General features: G+C 71.7%; 24 protein-coding genes. 18 read left to right on the top strand and 6 right to left on the bottom strand.

The annotated features are described in order from the left end of the window. Positions 1-917, top strand: a 917-nt coding sequence (locus tag DMH08_RS27705; protein ID WP_233617841.1) for a tyrosine-type recombinase/integrase, incomplete at its 5' end; no start/stop codon positions are given. A 307-nt stretch (positions 918-1224) separates the two neighbouring features. On the opposite strand, the gene DMH08_RS40395 is transcribed toward DMH08_RS27705, so the two are convergent. Next, entirely contained in the window at positions 1225-1398 is a 174-nt protein-coding gene (locus DMH08_RS40395; RefSeq protein WP_158642407.1) for a hypothetical protein, read from the bottom strand. A 416-nt stretch (positions 1399-1814) separates the two neighbouring features. Between DMH08_RS40395 and DMH08_RS27700 the strand changes: the two genes are divergently transcribed. Next, on the top strand, positions 1815-2759 hold the full coding sequence (locus tag DMH08_RS27700; RefSeq protein WP_125618699.1) for a hypothetical protein: 945 nt from the start codon (positions 1815-1817) through the stop codon (positions 2757-2759). Here the strand turns inward: DMH08_RS27700 and DMH08_RS27695 are convergent. Then, positions 2698-3294: a helix-turn-helix domain-containing protein gene (locus DMH08_RS27695; protein WP_125618698.1), complete on the bottom strand. Its 597-nt coding sequence runs from the start codon at positions 3292-3294 to the stop codon at positions 2698-2700. The genes DMH08_RS27700 and DMH08_RS27695 overlap by 62 nt on opposite strands. A gap of 1962 nt (positions 3295-5256) precedes the next feature. On the opposite strand from DMH08_RS27695, the gene DMH08_RS27690 reads away from it, so the two are divergent. Beyond that, positions 5257-5979 (top strand): HNH endonuclease family protein, encoded by a 723-nt coding sequence (locus tag DMH08_RS27690; protein ID WP_125618697.1) that lies wholly within the window; start codon positions 5257-5259, stop codon positions 5977-5979. A gap of 141 nt (positions 5980-6120) precedes the next feature. Here the strand turns inward: DMH08_RS27690 and DMH08_RS27685 are convergent, their stop codons facing one another. After that, positions 6121-7287 (bottom strand): sel1 repeat family protein, encoded by a 1167-nt coding sequence (locus DMH08_RS27685; RefSeq protein ID WP_125618696.1) that lies wholly within the window; start codon positions 7285-7287, stop codon positions 6121-6123. Positions 7288-7703: 416 nt separating this feature from the next. On the opposite strand from DMH08_RS27685, the gene DMH08_RS27680 reads away from it, so the two are divergent. Next, positions 7704-8027 carry a hypothetical protein gene (locus DMH08_RS27680; protein ID WP_125618695.1) on the top strand — a complete coding sequence of 108 codons (324 nt, stop codon included), beginning with the start codon at positions 7704-7706 and terminating at the stop codon, positions 8025-8027. A gap of 77 nt (positions 8028-8104) precedes the next feature. Beyond that, the gene (locus DMH08_RS27675; protein WP_125618694.1) at positions 8105-8665 is read left to right on the top strand and encodes a hypothetical protein; all 561 of its coding nucleotides are present in this window, start codon (positions 8105-8107) and stop codon (positions 8663-8665) included. Between the two features lie 189 nt (positions 8666-8854). On the opposite strand, the gene DMH08_RS27670 is transcribed toward DMH08_RS27675, so the two are convergent. After that, complete coding sequence (locus tag DMH08_RS27670; RefSeq protein ID WP_125618693.1) at positions 8855-9373, bottom strand: hypothetical protein; 519 nt, start codon at positions 9371-9373, stop codon at positions 8855-8857. A 509-nt stretch (positions 9374-9882) separates the two neighbouring features. On the opposite strand from DMH08_RS27670, the gene DMH08_RS27665 reads away from it, so the two are divergent. Next, positions 9883-10407 carry a hypothetical protein gene (locus tag DMH08_RS27665; RefSeq protein ID WP_125618692.1) on the top strand — a complete coding sequence of 175 codons (525 nt, stop codon included), beginning with the start codon at positions 9883-9885 and terminating at the stop codon, positions 10405-10407. A gap of 42 nt (positions 10408-10449) precedes the next feature. Then, entirely contained in the window at positions 10450-14547 is a 4098-nt protein-coding gene (mobF, locus tag DMH08_RS27660) for a MobF family relaxase (RefSeq protein WP_125618691.1), read from the top strand. Between the two features lie 420 nt (positions 14548-14967). On the opposite strand, the gene DMH08_RS27655 is transcribed toward mobF, so the two are convergent. Further along, positions 14968-15675, bottom strand: coding sequence for a PP2C family protein-serine/threonine phosphatase (locus tag DMH08_RS27655; protein WP_199748040.1), 708 nt, complete (start codon positions 15673-15675; stop codon positions 14968-14970). A 9-nt stretch (positions 15676-15684) separates the two neighbouring features. Continuing rightward, positions 15685-16515, bottom strand: a complete 831-nt coding sequence (locus tag DMH08_RS27650) for a GntR family transcriptional regulator (RefSeq protein WP_125618690.1) — start codon at positions 16513-16515, stop codon at positions 15685-15687. A 242-nt stretch (positions 16516-16757) separates the two neighbouring features. On the opposite strand from DMH08_RS27650, the gene DMH08_RS27645 reads away from it, so the two are divergent. The 11 genes from DMH08_RS27645 to DMH08_RS27595 all read left to right on the top strand — a co-directional run bounded on the left by DMH08_RS27645 (position 16758) and on the right by DMH08_RS27595 (position 24854). Beyond that, complete coding sequence (locus DMH08_RS27645; protein ID WP_158642406.1) at positions 16758-17135, top strand: WhiB family transcriptional regulator; 378 nt, start codon at positions 16758-16760, stop codon at positions 17133-17135. Then, a complete protein-coding gene (locus tag DMH08_RS27640) occupies positions 17132-17917 on the top strand; it encodes a hypothetical protein (protein ID WP_125618688.1) in 786 nt (261 codons plus the stop codon). Before DMH08_RS27645 ends, DMH08_RS27640 begins: the two co-directional genes overlap by 4 nt. Further along, a complete protein-coding gene (locus DMH08_RS27635; RefSeq protein WP_125618687.1) occupies positions 17914-19299 on the top strand; it encodes a DUF2637 domain-containing protein in 1386 nt (461 codons plus the stop codon). Before DMH08_RS27640 ends, DMH08_RS27635 begins: the two co-directional genes overlap by 4 nt. Then, the gene (locus DMH08_RS27630; protein WP_125618686.1) at positions 19299-19679 is read left to right on the top strand and encodes a hypothetical protein; all 381 of its coding nucleotides are present in this window, start codon (positions 19299-19301) and stop codon (positions 19677-19679) included. The genes DMH08_RS27635 and DMH08_RS27630 overlap by 1 nt, the downstream gene beginning before the upstream one ends. Further along, positions 19676-20143, top strand: a complete 468-nt coding sequence (locus DMH08_RS27625) for a Pycsar system effector family protein (protein WP_125618685.1) — start codon at positions 19676-19678, stop codon at positions 20141-20143. Before DMH08_RS27630 ends, DMH08_RS27625 begins: the two co-directional genes overlap by 4 nt. After that, on the top strand, positions 20140-20583 hold the full coding sequence (locus DMH08_RS27620; protein ID WP_125618684.1) for an ATP-binding protein: 444 nt from the start codon (positions 20140-20142) through the stop codon (positions 20581-20583). Before DMH08_RS27625 ends, DMH08_RS27620 begins: the two co-directional genes overlap by 4 nt. 242 nt (positions 20584-20825) lie before the next feature. Beyond that, entirely contained in the window at positions 20826-21533 is a 708-nt protein-coding gene (locus DMH08_RS27615) for a hypothetical protein (RefSeq protein WP_125618682.1), read from the top strand. Then, the gene (locus DMH08_RS27610; protein ID WP_125618680.1) at positions 21530-21715 is read left to right on the top strand and encodes a hypothetical protein; all 186 of its coding nucleotides are present in this window, start codon (positions 21530-21532) and stop codon (positions 21713-21715) included. The genes DMH08_RS27615 and DMH08_RS27610 overlap by 4 nt, the downstream gene beginning before the upstream one ends. Next, positions 21712-21978: a hypothetical protein gene (locus DMH08_RS27605; protein ID WP_125618678.1), complete on the top strand. Its 267-nt coding sequence runs from the start codon at positions 21712-21714 to the stop codon at positions 21976-21978. The genes DMH08_RS27610 and DMH08_RS27605 overlap by 4 nt, the downstream gene beginning before the upstream one ends. Further along, complete coding sequence (locus DMH08_RS27600) at positions 21971-22354, top strand: hypothetical protein (protein ID WP_125618676.1); 384 nt, start codon at positions 21971-21973, stop codon at positions 22352-22354. Before DMH08_RS27605 ends, DMH08_RS27600 begins: the two co-directional genes overlap by 8 nt. Positions 22355-22439: 85 nt before the next feature. Then, complete coding sequence (locus tag DMH08_RS27595) at positions 22440-24854, top strand: FtsK/SpoIIIE domain-containing protein (protein ID WP_125618674.1); 2415 nt, start codon at positions 22440-22442, stop codon at positions 24852-24854. The last annotated feature ends 93 nt before the right edge of the window (positions 24855-24947 follow it).

Here is a 24947-nt window from a genome sequence, read left to right as displayed (position 1 = left end):
TCCCCGATGTCGCGGGCGCCATCGCCCCGGCCCCGGCCGGCGGTCCGATGGGGGACGTGGCGGCGGCCGCCGCGCGGGCCCTGGACGCTGCGCACCGGCACCTGGACCGGTGCGCGCTGGCCGCCAACACCGTCAGGGCCTACCGGCGGCAGACCGCCGCCTACATCGCCTGGCTGGCCGAGCACGCCGACCGGCATCCAGACGCGTTCACCGACACCGTCGGGGCCGAGGCCGCCGTGACCGCGTGGCGGCGGCACCTCATCGAGGGCCGGGCGAAGGCGCCGACGGTGAACCAGGCGCTGGCCGCCGTCACGCTGCTATACGAGCTGGCCGGGCTGCGCGTCACCGTCAAGCGCGCCCGCGTCCCCCGCCCCGGCGAGCCCGACGCCCTCACCCCCGCCCAGCAGGGCGCCGTCGAACGAGCCGCCACCCGCCGCGGCGCGCGAGACGCCGCGATCGTGGCGGTGCTGCTGTACGCCGGCGCCCGCGAAGAAGAGTGCGCCCGCATCCAGATGCAGGACCTGGCGCTGACCGCCCGCACCGGAACGCTGCGGCTGCACGGCAAGGGCGACCAAGTCCGCACCGTCCCCCTCCCCTCGATCGCCCGCACCCGCCTGACCGCCTGGCTCGACGAGCGCGGCCGCCACGACGGCCCTCTGTGGGCCGGGCAGCGCGGCCCCCTGACCGTCTCCGGCATCGTCCAGGCGATCCTGACCGCTGGCGCCGCCGCCGGGATCCACGGCCTGCGCCCCCACCGGCTCCGCCACACCTTCGCCACCCGGCTGCGCGAGGGTGGCGCCGACCCCGCGCAGATCCAGGCCCTGCTCGGCCACGCCTCCCTGGACACCACCGCCCGCTACTTCCGCTCCGGCACCGCCGAACAAGCCGCCGTCATCGAACGCGTCTTCGCCGAGTGACTCTGCACCGCAGTGATCAGTCTCGCCGCATCCACCGCCGGGACTGCTCGACGCTAACTGGTTAGCGTCCGCGGCAAAGAGCAAAGGGATGTTGCATGGTCTTTGCCGCGCAAGTGCCTCGCGGTGGGGTACGGTGCTGAAACGAACACTACTGAGTCAGGCGTGTGCGTCTCACCGCAGCAAGAAGATAGCGAGTAGACAGTCGTCTGATCAGGGACAATGCGCAAAAGGTGGGGCCTCGCGGCCGTCCGGGAAGACGTGTAGCCGCGAGACCCCGTTACGGGAGGGCCCTGCGGCCGTCACCTCATCAGAGGTACGGCCCGGGGCCTTCGCCGTTCCACCAATCCCGCACCTGCCGCACCAGCCCCAACACGAACCGCCCGACTGTGGCGAAGGCCGTGACCTTCTGCCAGCACATCGGCTGCTCGGTGGGAACCCGCTGCGGCGCCGGACGGCGACGACGCTTAAGCATCCCGATCATTCGATCACCTCCTTTCTCTCCCGTCCTGCAGACGAATCTCGGCTGCAGACCGCAGAGAACGGAGGCGTAGCCGCCACGCTATCGGCAGAGCCGGGCGGCAAGGGGCAGAAGAGAAAAAAATAACAGTCGGTAACCGGAGTGTCAGGCTGAGGAGGAGTCCGTGAGTTTGCCTCACGGAAGTCCAGAAGACCCGGTGAGAGCACACGGGGCGGCACGGCTCACACATTGCTGTTTATGTGAGATCCGCGCGGCCGACCCGGGCGGGTTGGAGCAACGGATCCGCCCCCGTGACGGAATCGGCTGCGCCCGCCTCGCCGGAGGAGGCCGCCCCACGCAGTGGTGCCGCGCAGGCCGCCCCGGAGGGCGCTGTGGAGGCCGCGCCGGTCACGCCCGGGCGTGATGAAATCCCGGCGTCCGTGACGGAAACGGCGCCGGGGCGGGTGGGGGAGGAGCGCGCGGTCCGGCTGCACGGGGACGTGCGTCTGCTGCTGGCCGACGGGCGGCGGGTCGGCTGGATCGCTCCCGCCGCCGGGGGCGATGAGGTGTCCGGCTACGACGTGCACGGCCTGGTGCCCCGGCCGGACGGCCGTCCGGCCGCGACCGTGCCCTACCGGGAGGTGCCGTCGGCGGTGCGGGCCGCCGCGGCCGCGCTGGGCATGCCCGGCGCCGAGGACGCCGACGTGGTGTCCGGGCCGCTGATCGACCACCGGGGCCGGGCGGTGGAGACCGCGCCGGCCGACCTCGCGGGCTGGCGGCTGGTCCGCGGCCGGGTGCCGGGCCGCGAGGACGTCGTCGTGCGCGGCCGTGTCGTCGGCTGGCTGCAGCCGGATTCGCGCGGCGGGTACGTGCCGTGCACCCTGGACGGGCCCGTCGCCGTCCCCGCCGCGACCCGCGAGGACGCCGCCGTGGCGTTGTTCGCGGCGCTGTACGCCCCGGCGCCGCTGCCCGAGCTGCCGCCCGAGGCCCGCACCCGGCGGCGTCCCCAGGCGCGGCCGCGCACCGAGCGGCCGCTGTGCCCCTACAGCCAGACCCAGCTCGCCGCCGCCGCGATCGACCCGCCCAGCGCCGAGGGCGGCGGCTACGAGATCGCCGTCGACGGACTACGGCGAGCGCGTGGTGCTCGGGCGGACGTATCGGTCCGGGCGGCACTGGCAGGCCGCCGCCCTCGACGGTCGGGTCCTGGCCCACCGCGCCGCCACCCGCGCCGAGGCGATCGACCGGTTCCCTGGGGACGCCGGGGCCGCTGTGGGGCGACCCCGACGAGACCGTCCGCCACGATCTGGAACGTCGCGACCTGGGTCAGAAGGGCGGGTCGTCGGAGTACTGGCTCTTGCTGGTGGAGCCCCACGGATCATTCTTGAAGGGAGCTCGGGCGCTGGTACTGCCGCCAAACCCTCCGCTGCCGAAGCCGCTGCTGCTGTTGGTGGACCCTCCGCCGCCGAACCCTCCCGTGCCGCTGCCGAATCCGTTCACAGGCACAGCGGTCTCGAAGTCGATGCCCTGGAACTCAGGCCGGTCGTCGATCCGTCCATCCAGCGCGGCGTTCCAGGCAGCTTCCATCTGGCTACGGCGATCGGCTGGGGTCCACTCGTCTTCGTCGAACGAGTTGAAGACCTTCACTTTCCGATCAGGGTCAACGCCAGCCAGCTCGCACAACGCTGCGAAGACCGCTTCAACGGTCTGCCAGTTCGGTGGGATGGTCTGTCCACGCAGCATTCGGCGCACCGTCTCGCGGCTTGCGGTGCCCGCTCGGTCCTTGCTCTGAATCTGCGTGCAGATCTTCTCCAGCGTGGGGCGCCGAGCGCGCCGGTAGTAATCGAAGAGTAACTCTACGAAGGCGCGGTGAGGGCCTTCGGGGAGGTCTGCTTTGGGCGGCATCTGCATCGGCCTGGCCATGCTGAGAAAACCTTCGCTGAGATTCCCATATGGACAAGCAAAGCCTAGCGAAGACAAGGATCGACACACTTCAACAACACTCAACCCGACCAAGCATGCCTCGACCCGGCAAAGCCAGGTGAGTCACGCTGTAGACCGCTTTCACCTGCGATTTCACGCGAGATCAACTACCCCGGCGAGTGAAGGAAGGTGTTGTCAAGCCATCTCGGGCGCCCCGGGGTGGATCGTGCAGCGCCGGCCTCCTGACGGTTTGGTCGCCCATGCGGGAGACCGGCGCCGAACAGAGAAGGAGCAGCCGTGCAGAAGAGACCGCCCTCTCGGCGCCATCTTGCCCCCCGCAGCCCGATGAGTCACATCAGAGGCTGGGTGGTCGGTGGCGTGGTCGTCGTGGGACTCGTCTTGGGAGTGGCCTTTTGGGTTCCACAGCAGCAGGCCCAGATGCTCTTGACGAGCCTCTCAACCCTGGCCGGTCCCGTCATCGCCGGATGGTGGGCTTCGCGCCGACCGCGGCGTTAAGCGCTACGTGACCCAGGGCTGCTGCGGCGTCCCGATGCCATGCAGACGTCGCGCGGCCCTCGGTGCCGAGTTCTCCACCACGCCTCGCACGTGTCTCGCGTTCCCTTCCGCCCGTGCCAGGAGACGGCGCCGTACCGGCTGCTGATGTCCCGGCGAGGACTGATCGGCGCTCGGCCGCGACCGGCCCCGGACCCGCGCAGGGTCTGGGGCCGGCCCGCGTCTCGGTCTCGGTCGAGGTTCCGGGATAGAGCCCTTCCCCAGGAACCTCGGCCGCCGTCCGGCGGGGTTATCCACAGGTCGCCGAACCCGCTCCGGCGCGCCACGGCGGCCGCGACCGTAGACGCCATGACCACGCACCCGGCCCTGATCCACTCGCCCGGCGCCGCGCTCGCGCGGCTTGCTCGGACGCTGGCGGCGTGGCCGCACCCGGGTCGCCAACGGCCCGGACGGCGCCCGCAGCCCACGCCTCGCCAGCGACTCGTGCGCCGTCCGCGAGGGCGGCATCGTCTGCGGACTCGTCTGACCGAAATTAAGGTTTTCGGTCACGAAGGTGGCTGATTAGGTGCTAGGCAGGACAGTGAATCAGTGCACACGCGCGGGGCGTATATACCCGCTGACCTGCGCGAAGACGAACTATGTGGTGCGGGTTACGACACCAAGGGGGTATGGTGAGCCCGTACCGGAGTTCATGTCCGGTATCTAGACGCACCAACGCCCTCCTGCCTAGTGGAACTTGCGACGGCTCCGGCAGGAGGGCGTTGGTGCGTCTAGCGGACGATCGTGATGATCAGCCAAACGGCCAATCGCACGACCTCCAGGAGCCAGGGATGATGTGCCCTGAGCCACTGCCGCCAGCGACGCTCGTCCGGTCGGTTCACGTCGGTCGTCTCCATCTCTCTTGGCCCATTTGGGGCCGGACCCGGCTGGATGGATTCACCCAGCACCGGTGACTGGACGAATCCAGACCTGGGCCTTCAAGTGAGACGAGCGTGACGTTTGCCGCGCCGGACGGAACAAGCTTAGCCGTGCTCGGGGCACAAAGTGTCCCGATAGCCTTGACCTGCGAATTCTTGCTGATAAGGCTCGCGAAAGCACCTGCTCGCCGGTGACGTTTTCGCCCGGACCTGACGCGCCGTCCAGGTCGAGCGGGCCGAGATCGGGCTCATGGACCTGCTGAGATCGCTCCTGCTGGACAGTCCGATGCGCACGATGGTCACGCCCTGGGTGATCACGTGGATCTACTCGGCTGCGAACCATGCTCCTGGGGGAGGGGAGTCTGCTCAGGCACGCCTTTGATCCGCACTCAGTAGGAGCTGGTGCTGTCGGGAACGACAGCGTGTGGTCGCGCGTCGGTGGTGCTGGCACAGCGCCCGGGATAGCTCTCCCAGATCAGTCGCGAAGCGTATTTATGTCACTACACATAGCGACTGACTGGTGGGAGAGTTCATGTTTTTCAAACTCGCGGTCGTACGGGGCACGGCACGGCTCGGTGCGGTGGCCGCGCTACTGGCCGTCCCCGGTGCGCTGTGCGGCACCGCCGCGGCCGACGCGACGTCGGCCGATGCGACGGCGCAGAGCACGACAGTGCAGACCGAGCAGGTTCCGCTCCGGGAGGCGATCGGGCGGCTCGAGGTCGCCCCGGAACGGCGGGACGGGTACGACCGCGAAGCCTTCAAGCACTGGGTCGACGCCGACCGGGACGGGTGCGACACCCGCAGGGAAGTCCTCCTCGCCGAGGCCGTCCAGGCCCCCGAGCTCGGCGGCCGGTGTCGGCTGGTCGGCGGGACCGGCACCTGGCACTCCTACTACGACGACGTCCAGGTCACCGGATCCCGGGGGCTGGACATCGACCATCTGGTCCCCCTCGCCGAGTCCTGGGACTCCGGCGCCCACGCCTGGGACGCCGGCCGCCGCGAGGCCTACGCCAACGACCTGGACGACCCGCGGGCCCTGATCGCGGTCACCGCCCGCTCCAACCGCTCCAAGAGCGATCAGGACCCGCGCGAGTGGCTGCCGCCGCACGCCCCGGCCCTCTGCCGCTACATCGGCGAGTGGACCGCCATCAAACTCCGCTGGGCCCTGAGTGCGGACGGGGCCGAGAAGACCAGGCTCACCGAACTGGCTGCCGACTGCCCGGACGACCCCATTGAGATCGTCTTCGCCGGGTGACCTCAACCCGTCCGGCCCCGCGTTACGGCGGTCGGAAGGTCGCTCAATCCCGGGATCCCGGTATTGAAGGATCCCGGGATGCCCCCAACCTCCCGGTAGTCCGTCGCCGTCACCGAGGCGTCCAGGCGTTCGTCATCGGCCTTACAGCTCCGGGAACGGTTCGCCGAGATCCCGCCGGTTCTGCTCCCGGTGAAGGTGGGTGTTGAGCCGCTCGAAGTGATCGATGGCGTCGGGATGGCAGCGGTCGGCGGCCCGGGCGAAGATGAGCAGCGCCGAGTCCAGGTCGCCGCGGGCCTCGAAGATCAAGCCCAGGCGGATGGCGGCGCCGAGGTGCCCTGCGGTGGTGGCCGCACGGTAGTAGACCTCGGCGCCGGTCGGTATGACCTCGACGCTGCGTCCCTGGACGCGGTCTTGGACGTAGCCGGGCAGGGTGAACTCGTAGGCCAGCTCGGCGGCCATCTCGCGTTGTCGGCTGGGCACGGTGCTCAGCAGGATCTCGGCGGACTCGTCCCCCTGGGCGGCAGCGGACATCAGCCAGGCCTGGCCCTCGGCGGGACGGTCGTGGCACAAGAGCAGGATGCCCAGCCGACAGGCGGCCTCGTGGTCGCCGTTCTCGGCGCGGATGAGCAGTTCGACGCCGTACTGGCCGAACAGCGCGTAGTGGCGGCGGTGTGCCTGGGACTGCTGGTGGCGGAGCTGCTCCATCCATCCTTCCAGCGCCGAGTCTTGCAGGTCTCGCCAGTGCGGCACCTGGGACGGTAGAGCGGGTGGCGGGGGAGGCGGCGGCCCTGGTGGTGCCGGCGGCGGCGCGGAGACGGGCCCGTCGAGCACTTTCCTGGGCCCGAGGTGGGGCTCGCGGCCGAGCGGGTCGAGCGTCGATGCGGCGTCGGCCTCCAGATCAGGGTCCTGGGGAGCCTCGGCGGTCGATCGGGCGGCGACCTGGATGCGTGCCTGGGCCAGGTGCCGACACACCGCCTGATAGCGCTTGTACCAGCTGTCCAAGTCGGTGGGGCCGTCGAAGTCGAGCGTGGTCGTGCCGCTCCTCCGATGGAAGTACAAGCAGGTCAGGATGTAGGTAGCCAGCCATCCCCATCCTGGCGCGTCCTGCCGCTGGCGGGTCTGGACGTTGCTGACCGCGGTCGTGCTCAATCGTCGCAAGACGGGCGTCTTCTTGTGCTGCTCGTCGTAGACCGTGTGCGACATCCGGACCAGTTCGCGGTCGCTGGGCACGCAACATGCCTTCTTGAACCGGCTCAGATCCTGGATGAACTCGTCCAGCACCGGGTTCGGGGGGTGGTTGGTCGCCATTATGTGGGGCCCTAACGTGTGCCAGGCATCGCCCGGGGATGATCGTTATGCCGGACAGCATGTTCTCACCTCGGCGACACCTCCTGGGGCCCGCAATCGCCGAATTGTGCGGTTCCGTAATGTTCGCATTCGTCAACCTCCAGGTAGACGTATGGGCAGGTCATAGCACGTGGAACACATCGGAACACTGCACGTGCAGATGCACGGGAGTCTGTGTCTCGTGACATAAACCGGCCAGTATTAGAATGCGATTCATCTATTAACGACGCCTCATGGGTGCGAATGTCCGATTCTTTGAGATGTCGGAGTTTGTCGCGTGTTCCGATGTCTTCTGATCGGAGATTTGTGATGGCCGGAAGCCTCGGGGGGTGGCCTACTGGTGCTCGCCCCTACCGCCCATCAAGGACCACACGCTGATGTCTGCACACCCTTCGGCCGCACCCCTGTCAGCCGCCCGCCGCCCCGCCCATCCGGTCTGCCGGCACCGCGCGATGCTCGGCCCCCAGGTCGCCCCCGCGGTCACCGCTCCGCCCGGAGACGACGAGCTGCTGCTGCTTCTGCTGGTGTCCACCTGGGAGCTGGCCACGGCACGGCCAGCCCCGCCCATGGCGCCGGTCCAGATGACCGAAGAGGAGTTGATCGAGTACTGGAGCGATCTCACCGAGGACCCCTGCCCACCAGACTGCCCCGCGCCCCACTCCGGCCTGGTGTCCGGCCGCTCGCCGGAGGCTGCCGAGTGAACGGTCACCCGCCGAGCGACGCGTTTGAGCCTGCGGCCCCGCCTCCCGCTTTTTTGGGCCCTTGGCCCCCGGCCGCAGTGACCACCACGCTGGCCGCCGTCGACATCTGCAGGTTCGGCGCCCGTCGCGATGCCCGGACCCAGATGCACCTACGGCGGCAGATGTATGAGTTGATTGCCGACGCCTGTGCGATCACCCGGGTGCCCTGGGCCTCGTGCTACCGCGAGGACCGTGGCGACGGTGCGCTGTTCATCGTCCCGCCCGATGTCGTCGGCGACCATCTGCTGGACCCGTTCGCACACCACCTGGCAGCCGCACTGCGCCGCTACAACCAGCTCGCCGGCGACATCGCCCAGATCCGCCTCCGGCTGGCGGTCCACACCGGCCGGGTCTACCGCGACGAACACGGCGTCGCCGGGCCCGCCCTGGTCCATCTGTTCCGCCTGCTGGACGCCCCGTCGTTCAAGAAGACCGCGGACGACAGCGTCGGCGACCTCGCACTGATCGTGTCCGACCGGCTCTACAACGACGCCACCGAAAGCGGCGGCATGATCGACCCCGACGCCTACACGCCCTGCGACGTCATCAGCAAGGAAACCCGCACCCGCGCCTGGATCTGGACGCCCCCGCCACGCTGAGGGACAAGGCGACTTCAGCGCACACGCTGCCGCGAACCTGGATGAGAACTTTCTCTACGTCTTCAAGGACGACCGCACGGCGGGCCGCCGACGTCGCCGGCCCGCCGGGCGTGCGGCCCCTGACGGGCCAGACCCGGCAGGTCGCCGCCGTCCACCAGGACGAGGCCATCCACAGGCCGCCGAACTCGTTCACTCCAGGTGGAGCACGGGGCGTTGATCGACGGGGATGGCCTCGACTAGTCGCCATCCTGGCTTGTCGACGTCCCATCTATGGCGGCCGAGATCGCGCCAGTCGGTGTGGCCGCAGGCCGGACAAGGCCCCAGACGGGGCACGAGCACTTGGTCGACGACCGCGAAGAAGCCGCAGTCGCGACACCGCAGATCGAGCGGGCAAGGTTTCGTACGCCGGTGCAGGGCCGGGTCGTACGCCTCCCAGCCGGGGGCGATCGCGTCGGGGGCGTCGCTGTCCACATGCACATAGCAGCGCTGCTGCTCATACATCCGGTACGCGAACTCATTCGAGTGGCGGAGGTACTTCACGTCGTGGACGTCTCCAACCGAGCCCCGTTCCCACCATGGCTGAAGCTTGAAGGGAGCCGAGTGGGCAAGATCGTTGAGACACTGCTTGCCCTTGCGGGTCCGGGCCACGCACTGGATCCCGAACTCCTCATCGGGAAACCACAGCACCCGGTCGCGGACGAGGTACAACTCCCCGCCGGAGTACAACCCCAATGCTCAGCCCCCTCTTCTAGAGAGCTGGCACGGTAACCGCGATGCCCAAGCCAATCACCGCCGACACCCCGCCACGCTTGCTTCCTTTGCGATGCACCGGTCGCGCCGCCGGGAGGGCGTGCGCTTCGCCGGGGACGCGCCGCCCCCGGACCCCCGGCGGGCCGGAGGGCGCGCCCGCGCGACAGCCCGTGCCCGCGTCCCAACGTTGCGCGGGCGCACCCACCGGAGCGTGTTGCCTCACTCGAGGTCCGATTTCTGAACCAGGCCAACAACCACCACGAGAGCACGCGCACGACGAACGGCTACCACGACATCGACCACGAGATCAGACGCCCGATCAGCACACAGACCTTGATCCACAAGCGCAACCGATCTACAACTGAACCATCCCGATGATCACATCATGATCATCGGGATGTACCCAGGTATGGCTATCGCCATACCGGTCGGTCGGGGGCAGGGGGCCGTGCATGCGGCGCCTTGCGTTGAGCAGGAAGATGAGGCCTGTGCGGGAACCTTCATCGTGCGGGGACGACCTTGAGGACGACGACCTTGAGGACGACGACTGGGAGTACGGCGGTTCTCTCCAACACGACGGACTCGAGGCCCCTGCGGAACTGGTCGAGATCTTTCGGCTTGTTGTCGAGGTCGGCCCATACATTGGCGCGACTGCTGTTGGCGGCATCATCGGCAACCGGGCTGACGCCGGCACGGTGGCCATGGCGACCCGGATGTTCCGCTCGGTGCGGGAACGTTGGCGCCGGCGCCGTGTAGCCGAAGACGAACCGCTCAGCCGGGACGAGGCTGTGGAAGCCGCCACTGCGGCTGCAATCACCCAAGGCTACGTACCTGACAGCCTCGCGGCCGTAACCGCTGAGCGGGACGAGGCGGGCATGTGGGTCGTGATTTTGAGGGCCTCCCACGAAAGATCCGAGGAGTGGGACCGTTTGCGTGTACGGGTGCCCCCTGGCGACTTGGCCGAGGCCACGATCTTTGTGGTCCCGTCTTAAGGCGATGAATTCAAGGGTGATGGCTGGTGTTGGTGAGTGGGGATGGCGGTGGCCTGGCTGACGACGATCGGGCCCGCCGTCGAGCAGGTCGAGTACCGCTTGGCTGAGTCCGCCGGCTGCGGTCACCACCCCGCCCTCGAGCACGGCCAAGACGCCCGCGTCGACCACCGGGTCGACTACCGGATGGACGAGACGAACAGGCTGACCTGGTTCGGCGGTGGGCTCGCTGAGGTCGGCCTGCCGGCCCGCACGCCGCTGGCAGGGGAGATCGACAAGGCGGCGGCGCGGGCGCTGATGGACGGCGTCGACCCGCGCACGGGCGAGGTCCTGGTGACGCCCAAGCGCGCGGCGCACCCGGCGTCGAAGCTGGCGGCCGCGCCGCTGTGGGCGGCGTTGGCGAAGGCGGCCGCGGAGTCCGGCGTCGACGTCGCCGGGCTGGCGCGCACGAAGTGGGCGGCGGCGCGGCTGGCCCGGTTGGGGCGGATGGTGGCCCGCGACGGCGAGGCGCACCGCATCCCGGTGCGCGACGCCGAGCGCCTGGTGGCCGAGATCGACGCGCCGGTCCGCCTGGAGGACGTCTACGCGGCGGGCGAGCTGCAGGTGGCCCGTGCCCACCGCGGCGAGACCGTCCGGATCGGGGACAGGGGTTTCGATCTGACGATCGACCTGCCCAAGTCCGCGAGCGTGGTGTGGGCGCTGGGTGATGAGGCCACCGCCGCCGAGCTGCAGGACGCGTTCCGCGAGTCGGTGCTGGAGACCTTGCAGGATCTCGAGTCCTGGTGCGCGTACGGGATGCGCGGAGAGCACGGCAACGGCAAGACCGCCCGCCGCATCGAGTCCAGCGGATTCCTGGGCTGGGTGATGTGGCACGACGAGGCGCGGCCGGTGCGCGGCCAGGATCCCGACCCGCACATGCACGCCCACGCCGTCATCGCGCACATGGTCCGCGGCGTCGATGGGCAGTGGTCGACGCCGGGCAACGGCGGCCGCGAGCTGCATCGCCATGTCGAGACCGCCGGCGCGCTGGCCCAGGCCCGGTTCCGCGCCCGCACGACCGCGCTGGGGTACCGGTGGGAACGGCGCGACGACGGGCGGGTGTGGGAGCTGGCGGGCGTCCCGCCGCGCGTCCGTGAGCTGTTCTCCAAGCGGCAAGGCCAGACGTTCGCCGCGCTGCGTGAACTGGGGCTGGATCCGCAGACGGCGTCGAGTGCGCACGGCAAGGCCGCCGCCGCCCTCACCCGCGAGGGCAAGCACACCGCCGCGAGCTCCGCCGAGGCCCCGCCCGGGTCACCGGCGCCCGCCGGTGACCTGCGCCGTTCCTGGCGCGATCAGGTCCGGGGCGAGGGCCTGGACGCGGCCGCGATCGTGGCGGCCGCGCGCGGCGACGGCCCCGACGGACCGGACGGCGGCCCCCGGCGCGACGGTCCGGACGGGCCGACCCCGCCACCGCCCGCGCCGAGCCCGCGAGAGGTCGCCGAACGGCTGTTCCGCGACGGGGACGGCCTGACCGCGCACGGCAAGGTCGTCACCCGCCCGCGGCTGCTGGCGGCGGTGCTTGACGAGCTGCCCGCCGGAACCCTGGACGTCGCCGAGGCCGAGGCCCTGGCCGACGCCGTGGTGGCCCTGCAGGACGGGCCCGTCGTCCCGCTGCCCGCCGCCGGCGGCCGCGAGCGCGGACCCGCCTACCAGACCCACCCCGAGCGCTACACCAGCCGCGACGTCGTCGACGCCGAACGGACCGTGCTGGCGATCGCCGAACGCGGCCGCGACGCGGGCCGCGCCGTCGTCGGTGTCGACGCCGCAGCGATGGCCGTCAGCACGTTCGAGGCCAGCAGAGGGTTCGGCCTCAGCCCTGAGCAGCGGGCCGTGGTGGAGCGGCTGACCGGCGCCGGGCACGCCGTCGACGCCGTCGTCGGTGTCGCCGGCGCGGGCAAGACCACCCTCATGGCGGCCGCCAGGTCGGCGTGGACGGCAGCCGGGTACCGGGTGCGGGGCGCGACCACCGCGGCGGTCGCCGCCCAGGAGCTGACGGCGTCGGCGGGGATCGCCTCGCAGACCATCGCGTCGCTGCTGGGAGACATCGCCGACCCCGAGCGGCCCGGCCTGGACGGCACGGACGTCCTGGTGGTGGACGAGGCCGCGATGGTCGACGACCGCGAGCTGGCTCGGCTGCTGACGGCCGCCGAGACCGCTGGGACCAAGACGGTGCTGATCGGCGACCCGCTGCAGCTGCGCGCGATCGGCGTCGGCGGGACGTTCGCCGCCGTCCACCAGGCCGTCGACGGCCTGGAGCTGACCGAGAACCGGCGGCAGCGCGACGACGTCGAGCGGCGCGCCCTGCAGCTCTGGCGCGACGGCGACCGTGACGCCGCCCTGCGTGAGTGGGCGGCCGCCGGGCGCGTGCACGCGGGCGACGGCCGCGAGGACACCCTCGCCGCGCTGCTGCACCACTGGGCAGCAACACGCGTCGACACTCCCTTTACCTCCGTGCACGACGAGCTGAAGGAGTTGCTGATCCTGGCGGGCAGCAACGCCGACGTCGACGCCCTCAACCTCGGGGCGAGGGCGATCCGGCGGGAGGCCGGGGAGATCACCGGGCCCGACCGGCTGTACCGCCTCGCCGGCGGCGGCACCCTCGCCCTTGCGATCGGCGACCACGTCCGCGTCCGCCGCAACGACTACCGCACCCGCCGCCCCGACGCCTCGCCGGAGGACGTCGACGTCCTCAACGGCTACCGCGGCGTGGTGATCGGGTTCGACGGCCGCGACCTCGTGGTGCAGTGGCGGCGCCCCGGCCCGGACGGGCCGGTCCTCGAGGACACGGCCATCCCCGCCGCCCGGGTCGCGCGCGGCGAGCTGACGCACGGCACCGCGATGACCGTCGCGGCCGCGCAAGGACAGTCGGCGGAGCGGGTGCTGGTGTATGGGATGGGTCTGGACCCGCACGCCCTCTACCCCGCCATGTCCCGCGACAGCGCCCGCGTCGACCTCTACCTGCCCCGCGCGCTGCTGGAGAGCGATGCGGACCGGGCCCGGCACGGCGAGCCCGCCGGCGCCGCCAACGAGCTGACGCGCGTGATCACCGCCTACGCCGCGACCCTGCGCGGCGACCGCGCCGACAAGCTGATCACCCCCGAACTCGGGGACGAGATCCCCCGACCGCGCCCCGAGCGGCAGGAGCGCCAGGAGCGGCAGGACGCCCGGATCGCGCCGTGGCATCAGCGGCCCTACGGCGCCCGCACCGACAATGAGCTGGCCAAACTGCGGGCCGCGGCGGAGCGGGAGCTGACGATCTGCCGACGCGTCGAGGAGCTCCACGCCGCCGAGCTGGCGCGGGCCGACCGGGGCGAGGGCCCCGCCGCGGCGATGCTGGCCGCGCGGCGGGACGTGCTCGCCGCGGCCGCCGACGCCGCCGAGCGGCTGGAGCGCCTGCAGGAGTGGACCCGCGACGCCTACCAGCGCCGCCACGCCCTGGCCCGCCAGGTCCGCGACGCCCAGGCCCAGGCCGCCCGCAACCCGGTCGCGCTGCGGTTGACCGGGACGTCCCGGGCCGCCGCCCGCGCCGCCGCCGACGCCCTGGCCGCCCAGGAAGCCGATCTCGCCCAGCAGATCACAGAGGCCGAGACCCAGCAGACGCGGCTGCGCGCGGCCGCCGCCGCGCCCTACCGCTACGACGTCCTAGAGCAGGCGCGGCTGCCGGTCGATCACCGCCCCGGCCGCTGGAGCCAGCGCGGGCCCGCCGCCGAGCTGGCCGCCCTCACCGCCCGCTGGGACGAGCACCAGGCCGCTGCGATCGCCGCCGACCGCGCCGGCGCCCGCCACCGCGCCGAGGCCGCCGCGCACACCGAGCGGCACGGGCCAGTGCCGATGGAGGTGGCGCGCATCGGGCGGCCGACGCGCACCCGCGACGCCGCCCACGCCGCCGACATCCTCACCGCCGTCAACGGCGAGATCACCGCCCGGACCCTGCTGCCCGCCGCCCGGGCCCGCGCCGAGGCCACCGCCCGAGACCAGTACCGAGCCCAGCAAGCCGCCGAACAGCGCGCCGCGCGGCGAGCGGACATCGAGGCCCGCGCCCACGAGCTGCACCGGCGGCCCGGCCCCCGCCGCGACGGACCCGGCCGCGGACTCAGCCGTTGACCCCCGCCCGGCAGCGGGCCGAACGACGCATCATGCTCGCGTCCGGACGACGCAAGCGCCGCCCTGACGCGGGCGGGACGAGCCGTCCCGACCCGCCGCAACGATGACAGAGCGTGAGGATCGGCCGGTGTGCGGTCAGCTGTGCGGTCGAGTGCGATCGGGAGTGCGCGGCGCTGTGCGGAGCGGTGTGCGGCCCTGTTCAGAGCGCACATCCCTATAGGGGAACGGCGCCAGTGCGGTGTGCGCAGTGCGGTGTGCGGCGCACAGCGTCCCCGTCTCGAATCTTTCAGGCGGACGGTCGCGCAGCGTAATCAGTGGATGTGATCATCATCAGGCGGACGAGCGCGAGAGCGCGCGCTCGACATGCGAAACAGATGAAGCCCCGGCCGTGGCCGGGGCTTCATCCATGGGGGCCTGTGGCTAGTCGGCCGCCCGTACATCGACTATGAGCACGGTGACGTTGTCTGGACCACCGTGCTCGATTGCCAGGTCGACGAGGCGGTCTGCCGCCTCATCCGAGCTGCGCACCGAGATCAACGTCTCGCGAACGATCTCGTGGGGAACGACGCCGCTGAGCCCGTCGGAACACAGGACGAACCGATCGCCGGGCCGAAGAGCGTGGAGGTTGATGTCGGGTGAGCGTCCGTCTGCCCGCCCGTCGATGAACCGGGTAATGCGTTCGGACAATCTCGGGTCGCTGGCGGCTTCGGCCACCAGGTGACCGTAGGTGTGGTCCTCGGTGATCTGCTGATACTCGGTGCCGCGCAGCAGGTAGACACGGGAGTCGCCCACGTTGGCCACCGCTGCGGTTGTCTGAGACCAGAGCATGGCCACCAGCGTGGTTCCCATGCCAGCAAGGCCGGGGTCGATGTGGATCTTGCGGCGCAATTCCTCGTTGGCGTCGCTGACGCCACGGCCGAGGAGGGTGGGGAGATCCGCCGGACGGACCGGATGGTCGTGTCGTTTCAGGGCATCGATTGCGAGGTTGCTCGCGATGTCACCAGCAACATGTCCCCCGAGTCCGTCGGCCACGGCGAACAGCGATGTGCCCAGGTAGAACGCGTCCTCGTTGCGCTTCCGGACGAGCCCCACATGGGTTCGGGCGACGCCGTCAACGATCAGAGCCATGGCCTGGGATCACCTGCCCGTTTCGCTGTCGCTGGGGCTGTCGGTCTCTTCGGGCCACGGGTCCTGTGCGTTCTCGTCTCGGTGCAGGACGTGGACGGTCTCGACGCGGTCGCTGGCTACGACGTATTCCGTGACCTCGATTGGCTGGCCATCGCCTCCCGACGTGCCGACGCGCACGATCTCCAGCACGGGGAGGTTGACGGGGATCTCCAGCAGGCTGGCCTCCTCTTTGGAGGGCATCCGTGCTCGGTGCACCTCCAGCCAGCTGATGGGCCAGTGGCCGGCCTTCTCAAGCTGGTACAGCCAGTCCCCCGGGCTGTCGACCTGGGAGGCGACCTCAGGCGCGTCGGCGACGCCGCGCGGATGAATCCAGGAGGTGTTGATCTGGAACGGTGGCTCGGACTTGGGGCCGGTCACCCTGAACCGGCGCATCACCGAACTGCCGACCTCGACGCCCAGCATCTTCGCAATCCGGGAGTCGGTCAGCGGCTCATAGGAGGCCAGGGGCGGGATGTGGTGGTCCCACACCTCCGTGCCGGTCGCCGACGGGAAGCTGTAGCCCGGCTTTCCGGTGGCGACGTTCCGCTTCACCAGGTTGCCCCGTGGCCTGCGCGGCCGCATGGTGCCGTGCCGAACGATGATCCCCCGCCCCTGGACGGCCCAGACCCATCCTTCTGACTCCAGGTGTCCGATGGCCCGGCCGACGGTGTCCCTGTTGGCCTGGTACTCCTTCGCAAAGTCGTCCAGCCGAGGGAGCTTGCTCCCCGGTTCCCACTCGCCAGCTTCAATCCGTACCCGGATCTGAGTGGCAATGTCCAGGTAGCGCGAGTGCACAGCCACCAGTTGCCCTCCCCTCCCGAAATTGTCTTGGGATAATCGTTGACAGTACCCCGCGTTCTGGCGAACATTGTCCTCATGGCCTCATTGGATTGTCCCAAGACAATCTGAGCCCAGTGGGCGGCACCCCACTGAGCAGGTGAGACCTCGTGGCGAGAGGCACCTCGCAACAAACGCAAGTGGCCTCGGTGGGCGGCACCCCACCGAGGCCGATGGACCGTCCCTCTGCGAAAGGAAGTGGGTCCATGACCAGTATCTCCCACATCCCTCGGGAGATCGCCTCCCTGACGTTGTCGCAGCTCAGCGAGACCGTCACCGATTCGGGCACGTGCGTCGGCACCGCTGACGACCGGTGGCACCCCGACGTTGAGCCGACCGGCGAGCGCGGCCGCGCCGAGTACGAGTCGCACGCCCGGAAGGTGTGCGCCGACTGCCCGGTGCGGTCCCAGTGCCTGCTGCTGGCGCTGAAGACCGAGTCCCAGTACGGCGTGCAGTCGCACGGCATCTGGGGCGGAACGGCCCCCTGGGAGCGGGAGCGGATGCTCCGTAGGATCCGCCGCCGCACCCGCCGTGTCGCCCACGTTGACGAACTCCCGGTCGCGGTCGAGGGGGTGTCGGCATGACGTCGACGATCCCCGGTGTGCCGGAGCACTTCGACGCGAGTGACCCCACGATGTGGACGCGGCTGCGTCGGTGGACGCCCGCCGAGGCCCTGCAGGGGCCGGGCCGGGCTGAGCAGCGGCGCCGCCTCTTCGCGACCTTCGCCCTCAGCGACGACCCGTGGTACCGGTCGTGGCACGAGTTCCTGGGGCGGCTGACCGACGTCCGGGCCAGGGCCATCGCGGTGCACAACACGTTCGGCCCGAATCTCACGGCGGCGGACATCGCGGAGTTCCTGTCCGAGATCGGGCCCCGGATCCGTGACGACGAGGTTGAGGCGCTGCTCAACGAGAACGTCGAGAAGCCCGAGTTCGGTGTGGAGCTGGCGCGTGCGGCGCTGGAGGCCGCGGCCGGGGCGTCCACCGAGTCGAGGTGGACGGACAGCAAGTCGCGGTACCGGTACGACGTGCCGCTGGAGGCGTTGCGCGATGCGCAGGTCGCGTCCGGGCGCGCGGTGCTGGCGGTCGCGGAGGAGATGCCCGCGACGCGGGCGGAGATCGCGCAGGTCGCCGCCGCGATCCGGGACATGACCAAGACGCTGAACGCGGGGATCGGCATGCTGACCTGCAGGGTCGGTGCGCTGGAGACCGTCGTGGACGCGGGCGCATCGGACCTGGCGAGCGAGGTCAGCGAGGTGTGCACCGAGCTGGCCGAGATCGTTGCGGCGCTGCGTCCGGCGGTCCGCGAGCCGGGCGAGGCGCCGGTGCGGCGCCGTGCCTGGTGGCGGCGAGGGGGTGCCCGATGAGCTGGGACCCCAGGAGCGAGCGGATCACCGCCCGCGCCCAGGCCGAGGTCGCCAAGGCCAAGGCGGAGCAGGTTCGGGCGGAGACGCAGCAGCAGCAGCGGCGTGAGCAGGCCGAGCTGGACCACCAGGAGGCCGAGCGCAAGCGGGTCCGGAAGATCGAGCGGCGGCAGGCCCTCGCCGATGCGGTGCGTCGGCACGGCGGCCTGGCGCTACCTGCGGTCGCGGTCGGTTCCCCGGCGGTCATCGCGTGGAACGGGCAGTACCAGTTCGCCAAGAAGACGATGGATCTCGGCGTGCTGGCTCCGCTGCTGCCGATCGCCATCGAGGGCAGCGTGCTCTACGCCGCGTTCATGGCGCACAAGGCCGTCGCCGACAACCTGCCGGCGGGCCGGTACCGGGCGCTGACCTGGACGCTTGCCGGGGTCGCCGCGGCGATGAACTGCTGGCACGGCAAGACGCTCGAGATCGGCGTGATGCTCGGGCTGACCAGCCTGCTGAGCATCGTGCTGCTGGAGCTGACCATCGCGCTCCGCAAGGCCAAGGAGAACAAGGTCCGCGAGGGCCGGGACGCGGCGGCGATCCGCCGGGCCCTGATCCGCCGGATCCGTTACCCGCGCCTGAGCGCGTCGGCGGCGGCGCTGGCGGCCGCGCGCGGCCTGTCGGCCGAGGAGGCGTGGCGGGCGGCGTGGGTCGAGCGGTACGGGCTCGGTCCGGACGCGCCGCGTCATGAGCGGAAGGTCGCGCGCCAGGTCCTCAAGCGCGAGACCAGCGCGGCCAAGCAGGCGGCGAAGAACGGCTCGATCACGATCGTCGACGGGCAGCTCATCCCGGCCTCGCTCATCGACTCCGGTGACGACTCCGGTGAGCGGCCGGACACACCGGTGCAGGGTGAGCGGCTGGAGCCGACGGGGACCACGCACGACACGATCGTGGCGCTGGAGGCCCCGGAGGGGATCGCGGCGATCGAGCGGTGGCTGAGCGACCGCGCCAACACTGGCGGGGCGCTGCTGGAGCTGCCGCCCGCGCCCGACCGTGAGCGGCGCGACGAGCGGGTGAGCGACCGGCCCAATGAGCGGGACGGTGAGCGGGAGGACGAGCGGCCGCGTGAGCGGGTCGTGAGCGCCCCCGGTGAGCGGCCGGACGAGCGGTCCGGTGAGCGGGCGTCCAAGCGGCCGCGTAAGCGGGGTCGGACGAAGGGCCGTAAGCGGGCCCGCGTGAGCGGGGCGCACGCTGAGCGGCTGCAGACCGTCCGGGATCTGCTGGCCAAGCACCCCGACCTGAGCGGCGCTCAGATCGAGGCCGAGACCGGCATCCCGGAATCCACCGCGCGGCGGCTGGCCGCCCAGATCCGCAACGAGGGCACCGACGGGGGTGAGCGGTGATGACGATCGCTCACGAGCGCGCGGTGTCGGCCGTGCCGAGCGACCTGGACCGCAGGCGGCGCCTGCGCGAGGCGCGCGAGGAGGTGCGGGCCCTGCGTGAGCAGGAGGCCGCCCTGCGGGACCACCTGGAGACGCTCGGGTCGGGCCTGACGGTCGCCGAGCACCGGTACGCCGAGCTGCACGTCGCCTACGTGGAGCTGCTCACCCACGCCCGCGCCGCCGTCGCGGCGGCCGCGGCCGGGGAGCTGGCGCCGATGACCTACATCCAGGGCCATCTGGAGGAGATCGGGCTGGCGCCGGCGCCGGGCGACCGGCCGGAGCGGCTGGTGGCCGAGGGCCTGGCCACGTCCGCCCGCCTGGCGGGGGGTGAGGAGCGATGACCGCGCCCCTGATCCCCGGTGACGGGCTGGCGGCCGAGCTGGCGGCGGTGCGCGCCGAGCTGGCCCGGGTGGACGCCAAGTGCGGAACGCTGGCGGGCTTGGCCGGGGCCGCGGTGGCGTTCGTCGCGACGCAGGTGACCCGCGGGCCGGTGCCGATGCGGATCACCCTCGGCGCGGCCGGGCTCGTCCTGGCGGCCGCCGCCGTGGTGCTGCTGGCGTGCGTGCTGCGTCCGCGCCTCGGCGCGAGCGGGTTCCGGCGGTGGGTGGCGATGGACGCCGTCCAGGTCGCCGACTGCCACATGGAGGCGGACCAGGACCTGATCACGTCCTGGCAGTGCGAGGACCTGGTGGTCCTGTCGCGGATCTGCGACCGCAAGAACCGGCGGTTGCGGCTGGCGGTCGACCTGATCGCGTTCGGCGTGCTGCTGATCGCGGCCGGGGTCGTCGTGGGGGTGATCGCATGATCCCCCAGCACTACGAGACCGTCCTGGCCGGTGACGACGTCCGCACGGTGGCGGCCGCGCGCCGCTGGACCCGTGAGGCGCTGACCGGCGCGGGCCTGCCCGTCGACGTCGTGGACGACGCGCTGACCTGCGTGTCGGAGCTGGCCACGAACGCCTGCAGGTACACCGCCTCGGGTGAGCCCGGCGGCAAGTACCGCGTGATCGTCGAGGTCACCGGCCGCCAGGCGCACGTCGAGGTCGTCGACCAGGGCGCCGACCACGGGCCGGACGTGCTGCTGGGCGCCGCCGGGGAGTCCGGCCGGGGCCTGTGGATCTGCGCGACGCTCGGCGTCCTGCAGCACCAGGCCCTCGCGACCGGTGGCCGCCGGGTGTGGGTCGACCTGCCCCACCCCGCCCCGCCCGTGCCCGCCGCGCACTCCGCCGACGGGAGTGAGCGCTGATGATGCGCCCCCGCGAGCACGGCCCCGCGCGGTGCGCGACGCGGCGTGCGGACGCCGGACCGCGGACGCCGGAGCGCGCCGGAGCGCGCAGCCGGTGCGCCCGGTCGTTCCGGGCCCGCGCCGCGGCCGCCGCGCGGCCGCCGTGCTCGCGGGGCCGCCTCACCCGGACGAGCTGCTGCGCACCGCGCGCCGTCCGCCCCTCGGATCTTCCCTTCCTGCTTCTGACCGTGGAGGTCACCCCCATGAACATCACCGAGATCCGCGCCGCGCGGCGCGAGCGGCGCGACGCCCGCGCCGAGTACGACCGGTACAGCAACTGGCTCAACACCGTCCTGGCCGACCTGGCCCGCACCCGCCACCGGGAGACCCGGGCGTGGCTGCTGGAGACCGCCAGCGACCTCACCGACGCGCTCGCCGAGATCCACACGGCCGCGTGGGGCGCCGAGGACGCCGACGGCCGCCCGGTCGCGGCGTCGCTGGGCACCTCGGCCGCGCTGCTGCGGCAGGTCGCCGCGACCGAGCGGGCCGTGATCGCGCCGCCGTCCTGGCCCGCTCCGCTCGCCGACTACAGCGTCGGGGAGCGGCTGTGGGTCGACCTGGCCCACACCGCCGACCCGGTGCTGCGCGCGCTGATCCTGCGGTCCCTGCGCGACGTGCTCGTCGACGACCTCGGCGAGACCGCCGTCGACGTCCTGCACGTCGTCGCCGACACCGAGCACCCCCGCCCCCAGGCCCCGGACGACGAGCGGGCCTGGTTCCTCCTGCCCCGGGTCGTGATCGCGGCCGGGTTCACGCTGATCGCCGGGGCGCTCGTCGTCCCGAGCCCGACGCCGGCGACGGCGATGCTGCTGCTGGCGGCGGCTCTGACGGCCATCGTCGGCGGGGAGGCCGCGTGGGACCGGTTCGCCCGCCCCCGCCTGGCCACGCGCAAGGACGGGGCGGACCGGTGAAGCGCTCCCGGATCCGGATCCGCAAGCGGCCGGGGCTGGCGGTGCTGCTGTTCGCCGCGGTCGCCGCGGTGGCGTGGCTGCTGCTGACCCACAAGACCGGGATGTACCAGGCCCCGGCCGTGTTCTGCAGCGGCGTCCTGGGCTGGTGGGTGGCGCGCCCTTTCGTCCGGGGTCGGCTGTGAGCGCGGGGCGCTTCCAGATGGCCCGGCTGCTGCTGGGCCAGGCCGTGCGGGAGCTGGGCGCCGCGGCCGCGCACGCCGCCGGGACCGCCCGGCGCCTGCGGCCGCACGGCCGGGCCGCCCGGCCCCGCTCCCGCCACCTGCTGGTGGACCGGCTGGGCCGCCGCGTCTCCGCCGAGACCGTCGACATTCAGCCGCACCCCTGGGTCGCGGCGCTGATCTGCACCCCCATCAGCCCCAACGAGGAAGGACCGATCGATGGCTGACCTGGTCAAGCTGATCCAGCAGCTGGAGAACCTGGAGCTGGAGACGTCCAAGGACGTCATCGCCTACGGCAAGTTGATCCGCAAGATCGGCAACGAGCTGTACCTGCAGACCTACTTCCGCGCGGACGAGCTGGAGTCGGCGCTGCGCAACTACCAGGGCAAGTGGTACCACTTCGGCGCCTCCACCAAGGTCCGCGCCCGGCTGGTCACCGCGCACCTGCGGATCGGCGCCGACGGCGTCGCCGCCTGGGCCCTGGGCGGCGTGAAGATGACCAACTCCTTCCACAAGCACTTCGTCGGCCCCGAGCGCGCCGCGCAGGGCAAGCCGAAGACCAAGCCCAAGTCCAAGTTCGAGATCTTCACCGACGACGACTGACCCGCCCGGGGCGGGCCCGTCGTCGCGGGCCCGCCCCGGACCCCACTGCTGATCACTGATCGACCGATTTGGAAGGGGGCCGGCCATGGCCGCCAAGACCGTCACCAAGACCACCCGGAACCAGCCCGCCACGGGCGGCGCTACCAGCGTCACCACCCGGGGCATGGACTACTACATCACCCGGGCGCTGCCGCTCAGCGTCGCGCCGGTGTTGTTCACCGCGCTGGCCCCCGGCATCTCGCTCATGCACCACGTGTGGGGCGGCGACCCGATGACCACGCCGTTCTACACCCTGGGGGTGGCCGGGGCGGGCATGGCCGCGACCGGCTACACGTGGGTGACCGCGGGCAAACGCAAGCACCTGCGCTACCTGGGTGCGGCGACGGCGGCCGCCGTCACCACCGCGACCACCGCCGGGGTCGTGGTCGGTTTCTCCCCGATGGCCGAGGTGTACGGCCTCGGCGCCGTCGCCCTGTCGGTGCTGTGGGGGATCCGGCAGGGCATGAAGTGGGGCGCCGGCGAACAGGGCGACAGCGGCCACCAGCTCGGCAAGCTCGGCGAGGTCATCGACTCCGAGCGGTTCAAGTTCTCCCGGCTGCGCGGCACCGGGAACGGCGTCATCGAGGCCAAGGTCGAGGCCGAGGTCGGCTCCACCATCGACGAGGCCCAGGCCCTCACGCCCATCATCGCGGCGGCCGCGAAGGTCCCGGCCGGGGCCGCCACCATCCGCCAGGACCCCGACAACGCCGGCGTGGGCTACCTGCGGATGGCCGTGGCCGACCTGCTCAAGGCCGGGCTGCCGTTCAACGCCTGGGAAGGCGCGGGCAAGAGCGTCTGCGACACGATCGACGTCGGCCGCTACGAGCACGGCGACCCCGTCGAGGTGCAGATCACCGCGCACGAGGACGGCGGCGTCGAGCACCTGCTGCTGATGGGCGTGTCCGGGGCGGGCAAGTCCGCGTTCGCGCGGGCGCTGATCACCCGGCTGCTGACCCGCTCGCGCGTCGCGGTGATCGGCATCGACACCGCCAAGGGCCTGCAGACGTTCGGGCCGATGGTCCACGGCATGTCCATGGTCATCCTCGACATGCCCACCGCGCGGCGGTTCATCAAGGCCATGTCCGGCGTCATCACCGCCCGCACCGACCACCTGACCCGCGAGGGCCTGGACTACTGGACCCCCAAGTCGTCCCTGACCTTCCTGGTGATCTGGGCCGAAGAGGCCGCCGACCTGATGCCGTCCGCCGACGCCTACAGCAAGCTGCTGCGCGCGGCCCGGTCCGCCGGCATCTGGATCGTCAGCTCCCTGCAGCGCGCCACCCACGACAACCTGCCGACCGACGCCCGCGCCAACCACGGCGCCGGGATGTGCATGGGCGTCCGCGAACTTGCCGACGCCCAGCTGGTACTGCCCGACGAGGTCATCGAGGCCGGCGCCGTCCCGACGTGGAAGGCGCGCCGCAAGGGCTACGGCTACGTCACCGGCATCGGCACCGACGAAGACAACTGGGCCACCAAGATGCGCGGCTACGACACCCGCAACAAGGCCGACATCGCCGCCGCGATCACCGCCGCGGCCAGCATCCGCACCCCGCTTGACGAGATCACCACCCGTGCCCTGGGCCCGCTGTGGGAGCACCGCACCGTCTACACCGAGCCCGTCGGCGTCGACGTCCCCGACGTCGACGACACCGACCCCGCCGACCTGACCGGCGGCGAGCCGGACACCCACGTCGTGGAGATCTGCCAGCAGATCCTCGCCGAGGTCGGCGCGGCCGACCCGGCCGAACCCCGCCAGGCGGTGTTCGAGACCGCGCTGCGCAACGCGCTGCGCGCCAACCCCGACGTCGACGTCCAGACCCTGGCCGAGGCGCTCAACACCCTGATCGAGCACGCCAATCAGCCCGCCGCGCAGCAGCCCGCCCCGGCGGCCGCCCCGCAGCCGACGACGGCGCCCCGGACGGCGCCGCAGCCGGCCGCCCGCGTCCACGACGAGATCACCGACGAGACCCACGACGAAGACGAGGACATCGAGATGGAGATGAACGACGCCGCGCGCGCCGAGGTCGACGACGCCCGCGCCGAGCTGGAAGAGATGCTCGCCGCATCCGCCGACGAGCACCTGGCCGCGCACGGCCTGGACGACGACCAGGCCGACACCACCCCCGAGACCCAGATCCAGGACGTCCCCGAAGGCGCGAACTTCTCCCTGCGCACCCCCGAGCAGCGCGCCCGCAACAAGCGCCTGTCGGTGGAGGAGTCCCGCCAGGTGTTCGAGGCCCAGCTCGCCGAATGGCTGGCCGCCGGGAAGCTCGGCTTCACCGTCAAGGACCTCGGTGCCAAGGGCGGCTTCCTCGAGCGGATCGGCCGCGAGAAGACCTGGTTCTACCGCAACAAGGACCGCTACATCGACGCCGGGATCATCGCCGAGGACGAGGACCGGATCGGCGAGTACGACATCCTGCGCGACCCCACCGCCCCCGTCCCCGCCGGGGTCTGACCACCAGCGGCGGGGAGGAGGCGGCCCGGGGGCGTCGGTGACGCTGGCCGGGGGCCGCCGCTGGTGGTCAGACCCCGGCCAGCGTCACCGACG

Source organism: Actinomadura sp. WAC 06369 (genome assembly GCF_003947565.1).
Taxonomy (GTDB): domain Bacteria; phylum Actinomycetota; class Actinomycetes; order Streptosporangiales; family Streptosporangiaceae; genus Spirillospora; species Spirillospora rifamycini.
This window is presented reverse-complemented; position numbering and strand designations above follow the sequence as displayed.